Source organism: Sedimenticola hydrogenitrophicus, assembly GCF_025175675.1.
Classification (GTDB): domain Bacteria; phylum Pseudomonadota; class Gammaproteobacteria; order Chromatiales; family Chromatiaceae; genus Sedimenticola; species Sedimenticola hydrogenitrophicus.
In genome coordinates, this window is the sequence record NZ_JANIOA010000002.1 from 202278 (window position 1) to 212339 (window position 10062).

Sequence of the window (10062 nt, forward strand, 5' to 3'; positions counted from 1 at the left end):
ATAAAATTCAACTCATTGATTGTAAAGAATAAATAAAATTGGCATGTATTTTGTTAACTAATTGCGGAGGGCGTTTTTTGCCCCCGCAAGCGTCAAAATATGGAACATGCCGATGGCACCTCAGAACACTGCACAACGTGAACAGCTTGAAGATGCCTTCCAGGTTTTTAACCAGGTGTCGGGTCAACTGGTCGCCTCATACCACCAGTTGCAGCACCAGGTGGCACGCCTCACCAGAGAACTTTCGGAAGCCCGCAGTGAGCGCCTGCTGCAACTGGCGGAGAAAGAGTCCCTGGCCAACCGACTCACCCATCTGTTGGAAACCCTGCCGGCGGCCGTCGTGGTGCTGGACGGTGAAGGGCGGGTCACCCAGATCAATCCGGCGGCGAGCGAACTCTTGCCGGGCATTGCCCTCGACACGGCCTGGCGGCGGATCCGTCAGCGCCATTTCAAGCCGGGCCAGCGGGGGCATGAGCAGTGGCTTTCATCGGGACGCCTGGTTTCGGTAACGCAACGTCCCCTGGCGCCTGAACCCGGCCGGATCCTGCTGCTGCTGGATGTTACTGAAACGCGCCAATTGCAGGAGCGAATTGCCCGCCGCCAACGCCTCAGCGTGATGGGTGAGATGGCGGCGCAATTGGCCCATCAGATCCGCACACCACTGAGTTCGGTGCTGCTCTACACCTCACACCTGTCCCGTGGCGACCTGACCCCGCGACAGCGCGAGCGCTTCTCCACTCGCAGCATCGAGCGTCTGCATCACATGGAGAGTCAGGTGAACGATATGCTTGGTTTCGCCCGGGGCGGGGCGTTTGAGCTGACTCCGCTGCCGGTAGCCGAGCTGATGACTGAGCTGGTCTTGAATCTGGAGCCGCTCTGTCAGGAGCATGGGGCCGTCCTTGACTGCCGTTATGAGGCCGCCGCGGATGTCTGGATCAACGGCAATTCCGCAGCCTTGTCCGGCGCCCTGCTGAATATCGCATTGAATGCCCTGCAGCAGGATGGCGCAATAAATCTGAAGATTCATGCCAAACCTGAGGCGGAGAACCTGCTGCTGCGGTTTACCGATAACGGTGCCGGTATCACGGCGGCAAACCTGCCCCATATATTTGATCCCTTCTTTACCACCCGATCCGATGGCACCGGCCTGGGCCTGGCCGTTGTGCAGTCGGTTGTTCTGGGTCACCAGGGAAAACTGACGGTCGAGAGCGTTCCTGGCGAAACCACCTGTTTTTCTATCCTGTTGCCGCTGTCGTCCGTTCATTCCGGGGAGCCGGTTTCCGCGGCCGAATGTGCAGACGAGAGCCATTGCAAAACCGCTGTAAGGAGTCCTGCATGAGTGATGCAACCGTTCTAATTGTTGAAGATGATGCAACACTGCGTGATGCGCTGTGCGATACCCTGGAGTTGTCAGGCTATGGCGTCGTGTCCGCGGTCGACGGGAAAAGCGCGCTCAAGGCGCTGGATTTACACCAGATCAGTCTGGTGATCAGCGATGTGCAGATGCAGCCCATGGACGGACATGAACTGCTGGCCAGGATCAAGACCCGTTTCCCCAGCCTGCCGGTGCTGATGATGACCGCTTTCGGCAACATAGAAAAAGCCGTGACCGCGATGCGCAACGGGGCCACGGATTACCTGGCCAAACCGTTTGAGCCGGCGCTGCTGATGGAGAAAGTAAAGGCGTGTATTCAGCAGGTTCGGCCCGTGGGCGAACAGGTGATTGCCGAGGATATCCGCACCCGCGAACTGCTGAATCTTGCCGGACGGGTGGCCAGAAGCAGCGCAACGGTCTCCATCGGCGGCGAAAGCGGCACCGGTAAGGAGGTGTTTGCCCGCTATATTCATCGCCAGTCCCTCTGCAGTGAGGGCCCGTTCGTGGCCATCAACTGCGCCGCCATACCGGATAATATGCTGGAGGCGATGCTGTTTGGTTATGAGAAGGGGGCCTACACCGGCGCCTACAACTCGGCCCCGGGGAAATTCGAACAGGCCCAGGACGGCACCCTGCTGTTGGATGAGGTTTCGGAAATGAGCCTGCCGTTGCAGGCCAAGCTGTTGCGGGTATTGCAGGAGCGGGAGGTCGAGCGCCTCGGCGGACGCAAGGTGATTCCCCTCAATGTCAGAATATTGGCCACCACCAATCGAAATCTTCGTGAAGAGGTCGCTGCCGGCCGTTTCCGGGAAGACCTGTTCTACCGTCTGAATGTGTTTCCCCTGCACCTGGCGCCGCTGCGCGAGCGGCCGCGGGATATCCTGCCGCTGGCGCGTTTTCTGCTGCGGCGGGTCTGCCAGTCACAGCGGATCGCCGAACCGCGACTCTCCCCCGAGGCGGAGCAGCGACTGCTGGAGCATAACTGGCCGGGTAACGTCAGGGAGCTGGATAACGCAATGCAGCGGGCGCTGATTCTGTGTGATGGTAGCGAAATATCGCCCGATGCCCTCTGTTTCGAAATGGATATCGCCATCGCGCAACCCGTTCGCGAGATCAGCGAGCAGGAGGCGAAAGGCTGCCTGAGCGACGACCTGCGCTCCGTGGAGGAGCGCATGATACTGGATGCGTTGCGTGAAGACCGGGGGAGTCGAAAGGAGGTCGCCGAGCGCCTGGGTATCAGTCAACGTACGCTGCGTTACAAGATCGCGCGACTGCGGGAGGCCGGTGTCGCCATCCCCAGGTAATGTTGGTGCATTTTCTGCATAGATCCGATTCAGTGACGCGGTTTTGACGGAATAGAGAGCATGACGACGATAAATATTGATCAAATACTGACCCAGATGCGCACCATGTCGGCCCAGGCCGCCTCTACACCCAGGGTGGCGGAGGAGCCTGTCGGCGCCAGCTTTGGTGATCTGCTGAGCCAGTCAATCAATCAGGTAAACGAAACCCAGCAGCACGCCGTAGAACTGAAGCGTGCCTTTGAACTCGGCGAAGAAGATGTAAATCTGGCGGAAGTGATGGTGGCCGTACAGAAGTCCAGCCTCTCTTTCGAGACCATGCTGCAGGTCAGGAACAAACTGGTCGATGCCTATAAAGAAGTGATGAACATGCCAATTTAAATACAGTTAAAACAATAAATAACGTTATCTTATTAATGTAAATGATAAAAACTGAGCGTGGGTGAAAACCGTGGCCAATGAAGAAAATGCCTTGACGCAAACATTCCCGACGGCCGGTCTGGGGCAGAACCCCATTGTCCGCCAGTTGGGGGTGATGATCGGTATCGCGGCCAGTGTGGCGCTGGGAATAGCGGTGGTTCTGTGGTCGCAGACGCCAAGCTACAGCGTACTCTATGGCTCGCTGGCACCGAAGGACGCCACCGAGGTGGTGGCCGCGCTTGAACAGAATGGCATCCCCTACAAGATCAATGACTCCACCGGCGCGGTGATGGTCGCCAGCGGCAATCTGCAAGAGGCGCGGATGAAACTTGCCGGACAGGGTTTGCCGCACAGCAACAGCATGGGCTATGAAATCCTCCAGCAGGAGACCGGATTCGGTACCAGCCGTGCACTGGAGGCGGCGCGCTTCCATCGGGCATTGGAGGGCGAACTGGCGCGTACCATCGGTACCCTGACCAATATCGAATCGGCGCGGGTCCATCTCGCTACCCCAAAACAGTCCGTATTCGTGCGCAAGCGAAACAACCCGAGCGCTTCCGTGGTACTGAAACTCTACTCCGGCCGGGTCCTCGACAAGGGCCAGGTGGCGGCCATTGTGCATCTGGTGGCCTCCAGTGTGCCGGAGCTGGACGCCGACCGGATCACGGTGGTGGACCATAAGGGCAATCTGTTGAGTGGTGAAATGGACTCACGCCAGATGATGCTCACCTCCGGTCAGTTTGAATACACCAGGGAGCTGGAGAAGCACTTCCAGCGGCGTGTGGAGGAGATACTGGCCCCAATCCTGGGGGTCGACCGAGTGCGCGCTCAGGTGAGTGCCGATGTCGACTTTACCGTCACCGAACAGACTGCCGAGCGATTCAATCCCGACCTCCCGGCGCTGCGCAGTGAGCAGCTGAATGAGCAGTCGAGCCGCCTCTCATCGGTACAGGGCGTGCCGGGGGCGCTGAGCAATCAGCCGCCGGCGGCCGGTACGGCGCCGGAGGTGGCGGGGGCCGGGGAGGGTGAGGCGGCGGCCGGGTCGCCGCTGAATACCAGCAAGCGGGCAACCCGGAATTACGAACTGGACAAGACCATCAGCCACACCCGGCTGGCCAGCAATAAATTGCGTCGTCTCTCGGTGGCCGTGGTGGTGGATGACCTGGTGAATGTGACCGATGATGGGGCGATCACCCGGGTGGAGCGGACGCCGGAGGAGATCAGTCGGATCACCCGGCTGGTAAAGGAGGCGATCGGTTTCAGTGCGCAACGGGGCGACAGCGTTGAGGTGATCAACTCCGCCTTTATGCTGCCGGCGGCACCCGAGCCGCTTCCGGAACTGGCGATCTGGGAAGAGCCCTGGGTATGGGATGTGGCGAAACAGGCCGGTGGTGTCATACTGGTACTGATCCTCATCTTCTTTGTGCTGCGACCCACCCTGAAGAAATTGACCGCGGCCCCGGTCATGCATCAGCTCTCCGCGGCGCAAGGTGCCGGCGGTGGAGCGGAGGGCGCGGCAACGGCGGGGTCACTGGACTCCACGGATGACACCATGCGGCTGCCGGGACCGGAGAAATATGAGAATACCCTGGAGTCGGCACGTCAGATGGTGCAGGACGATCCCAAGCGCGTTGCGCAGGTAGTGAGAAGCTGGGTGGCGGAAGATGGCGGTAGATGAGACAAAAATTTCGGGTGTTGAGCGCGCAGCCATCCTGATGCTGGCGCTGGGCGAGAAGGATGCCGCCTCGATACTCTCCCACATGGGCCCCAAGGAGGTTCAGGAGTTGGGGCTGGCCATGGCCAACATGAACAATGTCAGCACCAGCAAAATGGAAACGGTGATGCACTCGTTCGTCGACACCCTGCGCAGTCAGACCTCGCTGGGTATGGACTCGGATGAGTATATCCGCAACGTCCTGACCAACGCCCTGGGCAAGGACAAGGCGGGTGGCGTGATCGATCGCATCCTGCTAGGCCGCAACAGCAAGGGGCTGGAGCAGCTGAAGTGGATGGATCCGCGCTCGGTGGCGGAGCTGATCCGGCTTGAGCATCCGCAGATTATCGCCATTGTGTTGTCGTTTCTCGATTCCGATCAGGCGGCCGAGGTGCTGGCAGAATTTCCCGAGCGGGTAAGGCCCGATATTGTTATGCGTATCGCCACCCTGGACGGCATCCAGCCCGCCGCGTTGCAGGAGCTGGATGAGATCCTGGAGAAGCAGTTTTCCGGCGCCTCCAATGTCAAGTCATCGAGCCTGGGTGGCATCAAGACCGCGGCCAATATCCTCAACCTGATCGAAGGCAGTATCGAGAGTAACATCATGGAACACGTGGCCGGGGCCGATCCGGAAATCGCCCAGGAGATCCAGGACAACATGTTTGTGTTCGATAACCTGATCGACGTGGATGACCGCGGTATCCAGACCCTGATGCGCGAGGTCGCCTCCGATCAACTGCTGCTGGCACTGCGTGGGGCGGACGAGGGACTCAAGGAGAAGATATTCAAGAACATGTCGAAACGTGCCGCCGAGATGCTGCGGGACGATCTGGAGGCGGCGCCTCCGGTACGCCTGAGCGACGTGGAAGCGGCCCAGAAAGAGATCCTGACTGTCGCTCGCCGTCTGGCGGATGCCGGAGAAATCATGCTTGGAGGTGGCGGTGGAGAAGAGTTCATCTAAGGTACTTTCCGGTAACGACGCCGGTGAGGCCGAGACCTGGTTGCCCCCCAACATGGGGCAGAAAGAGGAGAAGAGCGTGGTCAAGATGCGCTCTTCCGGCTCCATGCTGACCGCCGAACAGCTGGAGCAGCTGCAGAAAGAGGCCTATCAGGAGGGGTTTGAACTCGGTAAAAAAGAGGGTTTTGCCTACGGCCACAAAGAGGCGCTGGAGAAAGGGCAACAGCGCATCGGCCAGGTGCTGCGGAATATCGAGTCGTTGATGGAGACCCTGGAGAGCCCGCTTCAGGAGCTCGATGAACAGGTGGAGCGGGAGCTGGTCGAGTTGGTGATCGCCATGGTACGTCAGCTGGTGCGACGTGAAATCAAACTGGAACCGAGCCACATCATCGGGATTGTCCGGGAATCCCTCTCCATTCTGCCGGTTTCGTCACGCAATATCCGGGTGCAGCTGCACCCGGAGGATGCCCGGCTGGTACGGGAGATCTACGACATGAGCGACCGGGAACAGAGCTGGAAGATGGTTGAAGATCCGGTCCTGGCGCGGGGCGGCTGCCGGGTCGTCACCGAGACCTCGCAGATTGACGCCACCCTGGAGTCCCGACTCACCGCCATGATCGCCCGAATCATGGGGGGCGAGCGTGACGACGACGAATCACTGTCGGGGGGGCGGGAGCGATGAGCCTGCCGGAATCCGACCGCAACCGGATCTGGAAAGAGCGCCTGCGCCACTGCCATCAGCGGGTCGGCGAGGACCGCGGGCTGGTGGTCGAGGGCAAGATTACCCGCATGATCGGCCTGACCCTGGAGGCGGTGGGCTGTCGCGCCGCCATCGGCGGCCAGTGTGACGTCATCAGCAGCAGTGGTGAGCGTATCGAATCCGAGGTGGTGGGCTTTGCCGGTGAAAGCCTCTACCTGATGCCCACAGGGGATATTCGGGGCCTGGAACAGGACGCGCGGGTGGTGCCCACCGGTCGGGTTTGCGAGGCGGTGGTGGGCGATCACCTGCTGGGGCGTGTGCTGGATGGGGCCGGGCGGCCGCTGGACGGCAAGGGGCGTCTGCATGCGGTGGAGCGCCGGCCGCTGACCGGCAAGGTGTTCAACCCGCTCTCCAGGACGCCAATCCGCAAACCGCTGGATGTGGGCGTGCGCGCGATCAACGCCCTGCTGAGCGTCGGCCGCGGCCAGCGGCTGGGACTGTTCGCCGGTTCCGGTGTCGGCAAGAGCGTGCTGCTGGGGATGATGACCAAGTATACCGATGCCGATATCACCGTGGTCGGGCTGATTGGCGAGCGTGGCCGCGAGGTGAAGGAGTTTGTCGAAAATATTCTCGGCGAGGAGGGCATGGCCCGCGCCGTGGTGGTGGCCGTCCCGGCGGACAACACCCCGCTCAGGCGCATGCACGGGGCCATGCTGGCCACCAGTATCGCGGAACATTTTCGCGATCAGGGCAAGCATGTGCTGCTGTTGATGGACTCCCTGACCCGCTTTGCCCAGGCGCAGCGGGAGATCGCCCTGGCGATCAACGAACCCCCGGCCACCAAGGGCTACCCCCCGTCGGTGTTCGCCAAACTGCCGCAACTGGTGGAGCGCGCCGGCAACGGCGACAAGGGCGGCGGTTCCATCACCGCCTTCTATACCGTGCTGGCCGAGGGCGACGATCAGAATGATCCGATTGCCGATGCCGCCCGTGCCATCCTGGATGGGCATATCGTGCTTTCCCGGCGACTGGCCGAGAGCGGACACTATCCGGCGATAGATATCGAGGCGTCGATCAGCCGTGCCATGAACGACATCACCGACAAGGATCACCAGGACGCGGCCCGTGCCTTCAAACATCTCTACTCCCTGTATCGCCAGAATCAGGACCTTATCAATGTGGGCGCCTACGAACGCGGGAGTGACGAGCGGATCGATGCGGCCATCGACGCCATCCCCGAACTGGAACAGTTTTTACGCCAGAACATGAACACACCGGTTTCCCGGGAAGAGAGCCTGTCCGAGTTGACGTCACTCTTTTCTTGAGAAACTTGCAGATTAGTGAGACCTTAATAACAACAGATCCGGTGCGTCCGGACAGCCTGGAGAAGAACAAGCATGGTCCCCTCGAAAAGATTACAACCGGTTCAGCGAGTCGCCCAGACCAGGGAGAACGACGCGGCGCGTGAATTGGGTGATTCCCAGCGCCGCGTGCGCGACCAGGAAGCGAAGCTGGGCGATCTGAAACGTTATCACAGCGAGTATCTGGAACGCTTTGAGACCACCGCACGCCAGGGCATGTCGGCCAAGCAGATGCAGGAATACCGGGTGTTTCTGGAAAAACTGGATCGGGCCATCAAGGAGCAGGAAAGGGTGGTGCTGGCGAGCAAAAGCGAATGCGTCAACCGCAAGGAGCAGTGGCAGCAGAAGCACGTGCGTACCCAGGCCCTGGGCAAGGTGATGGACCGTTTCCGCTCGGCCGAACAGAAGGCGGTTGACAAGCAGGAGCAGAACGAGAGCGACGACCGCAACCAGCGCGGGCCGCGCTGATCGACCTTTCCAGCTACTCCTCGCGGAATCCCGGCGGCCGCTTCCCGGAGACCAGATAGGCGAAGGCGATGACTTCGGCAATCGCCCGGTAGAGCGATTCGGGGATCTCGTCCCCGAGTGGGATCTGCGAAAGAATGGCCGCCAGCTGGGGATCGTTTTCCAACGGAATCCCATGCTCCCGGGCCAGAAGAAATATCTGTTCCGCCAGCTTTCCCTCCCCCTTGGCCGTGATTCGCGGCGTATTCTCGCCGTCATAGAGCAGGGCGATCGCGACATCGGGCGTCTGGTCGTAGGTTTCGCTCATGCCCTTTCATCCAGCAGCGGCAGCGGGGCGACCGGTTGATCCGTCCGGCTGACGGCCGTCCCCTGCGCGGCGGTGATTTTGCCGACCTTCAGGCCCGCCCGGGAGAACGCCTCGTACAGGGTCGGCAGCAGTTGTTCAATCCGGCGCGCCGCTTCGGCATCCTCCGCGGTGAAATGACTCGAAATCTCGTCTGCAGTCAGACTGAGCCGCGCGCGGACCGGGCCGGTGGGAGGAATATTGAAATTGAGCATCACCGACCAGCGATCCCCCGTCTCCGCGGCCGGTCTGGCTTCCCGTTCAAACTGGATGAGAAATTCGTCATGCCCCTCGGGTTGGGCGATGGGCAGCTCGAACTGCCAAAGCTGTTTGTGGCTGTTCTCATCCTGGGGCAGGGAGGCGAGCTGATGCAACTGTACGCGGGCCAGCGCTCCCTCCGCCTGGTGCTGCAGCTCGGCAAACAGTCTTGCCGCCAGGAGTTGCAGGGTGGTGCCGGTATCGGCTGCCTTGCCGGCGGGGTCACCGGTGTGGACCACCTGCAACGATTGCAGTGTCTGCAGCAACCGCAGCAGATGCTCCTTGAAGTCATTGCCTGTCGGCTGCCGGTTGAGCAGATGGGCCTCCAGGAACAGCCCGGACTCTGTCAGCGATTGGCGGATGGTCTCTCCGCTGACCGGCGTGCCGCCGGGCAGCAACGGATTGATCAGCCGGCCTATCTGCCTTGCCAGCACGCCGGTGCTGCTATCGTTGTTTCCCTGAACGGCTTGTCCGGGTTGCCCGCGCAAGGCATCGACCAGTAGTTGCAGGTTGCGTTCAAGGGGAGGGGAACGCACCGGCTTGTCCGTCGTCATCTGTTGCGACAGGTGCCGGAACAGGTTGGCCAGCGGCTGCTCCCTGGCGGCGGCCGATGCCGGGCCGGCACCGTTCGCCGGTGTCTGCGGCAATGATGCCAGGGACTTCAGGGAATCAAGGAGCTGGATCAGCGGCAGTTGTCTGGGGAGGATGCCTTTCAGCGCCAGGGAGCGGGTAATGGCAGGGGTGGTTTCCCTGACAACCCGCAATTCCGGCGCGCTGCCGCTCTTCACCACAGCCAGGACCAGCTGCTGGCCGACGTCCAGCCGCAGGCTGGTTTTGACCGGCAATTTCATGCCGCCGATATTGAGCTGGGCGACGCCTTTGTCCACCGGCGCCTCCACCACCGCACGCACCACTTGCCCGGGCCTCAGCTGCTGGAGCGCATCGGCCTTGGTCTGCTCGATAAACAGCCGAGGGTTGGAAATTGGGTCCGTGATTTGCATGGCAATGTTCGGTATAAAGGCCTGATGGTATTTTAGTTTAGCGACCGGCCGGTCGATAGATTGAACACGGGTAACTACTCACGGGGTGATTGGCCTGTCTTGCCGGCCTCACACGATGGCTTGTATCCTCGAATCCGGCCCCTTTTTCAGCGCCTGCCCAAACTCG

The 10062-nt window shown here is 60.9% G+C and carries 10 protein-coding genes; 8 read left to right on the plus strand and 2 right to left on the minus strand.

Going from position 1 to position 10062, the window contains the following annotated elements; all coding sequences use genetic code 11:
- Positions 1-112 precede the first annotated feature (112 nt).
- The 8 genes from NPX02_RS02755 (at position 113) to fliJ (ending at position 8297) form a co-directional block, all read left to right on the plus strand.
- A complete protein-coding gene (locus NPX02_RS02755; protein WP_260291648.1) occupies positions 113-1339 on the plus strand; it encodes a sensor histidine kinase in 1227 nt (408 codons plus the stop codon).
- Positions 1336-2679, plus strand: coding sequence for a sigma-54-dependent transcriptional regulator (locus NPX02_RS02760; protein ID WP_260291649.1), 1344 nt, complete (start codon positions 1336-1338; stop codon positions 2677-2679). Before NPX02_RS02755 ends, NPX02_RS02760 begins: the two co-directional genes overlap by 4 nt.
- Before the next feature lie 60 nt (positions 2680-2739).
- Positions 2740-3057 carry a flagellar hook-basal body complex protein FliE gene (gene fliE / locus NPX02_RS02765; RefSeq protein WP_260291651.1) on the plus strand — a complete coding sequence of 106 codons (318 nt, stop codon included), beginning with the start codon at positions 2740-2742 and terminating at the stop codon, positions 3055-3057.
- 91 nt (positions 3058-3148) lie between these two features.
- Positions 3149-4774, plus strand: a complete 1626-nt coding sequence (fliF, locus tag NPX02_RS02770) for a flagellar basal-body MS-ring/collar protein FliF (protein WP_260291652.1) — start codon at positions 3149-3151, stop codon at positions 4772-4774.
- On the plus strand, positions 4761-5771 hold the full coding sequence (gene fliG / locus NPX02_RS02775; RefSeq protein ID WP_260291653.1) for a flagellar motor switch protein FliG: 1011 nt from the start codon (positions 4761-4763) through the stop codon (positions 5769-5771). Before fliF ends, fliG begins: the two co-directional genes overlap by 14 nt.
- Positions 5752-6450, plus strand: a complete 699-nt coding sequence (locus tag NPX02_RS02780; protein WP_260291654.1) for a flagellar assembly protein FliH — start codon at positions 5752-5754, stop codon at positions 6448-6450. Before fliG ends, NPX02_RS02780 begins: the two co-directional genes overlap by 20 nt.
- Positions 6447-7793 carry a flagellar protein export ATPase FliI gene (gene fliI / locus NPX02_RS02785; RefSeq protein WP_260291655.1) on the plus strand — a complete coding sequence of 449 codons (1347 nt, stop codon included), beginning with the start codon at positions 6447-6449 and terminating at the stop codon, positions 7791-7793. The genes NPX02_RS02780 and fliI overlap by 4 nt, the downstream gene beginning before the upstream one ends.
- 72 nt (positions 7794-7865) lie before the next feature.
- Positions 7866-8297, plus strand: coding sequence for a flagellar export protein FliJ (gene fliJ, locus NPX02_RS02790; RefSeq protein WP_260291656.1), 432 nt, complete (start codon positions 7866-7868; stop codon positions 8295-8297).
- Between the two features lie 13 nt (positions 8298-8310).
- Here the strand turns inward: fliJ and NPX02_RS02795 are convergent, their stop codons facing one another.
- Positions 8311-8601, minus strand: a complete 291-nt coding sequence (locus NPX02_RS02795; protein WP_260291657.1) for an EscU/YscU/HrcU family type III secretion system export apparatus switch protein — start codon at positions 8599-8601, stop codon at positions 8311-8313.
- A complete protein-coding gene (fliK, locus tag NPX02_RS02800) occupies positions 8598-9896 on the minus strand; it encodes a flagellar hook-length control protein FliK (protein WP_260291658.1) in 1299 nt (432 codons plus the stop codon). The genes NPX02_RS02795 and fliK overlap by 4 nt, the downstream gene beginning before the upstream one ends.
- Positions 9897-10062: the final 166 nt, after the last annotated feature.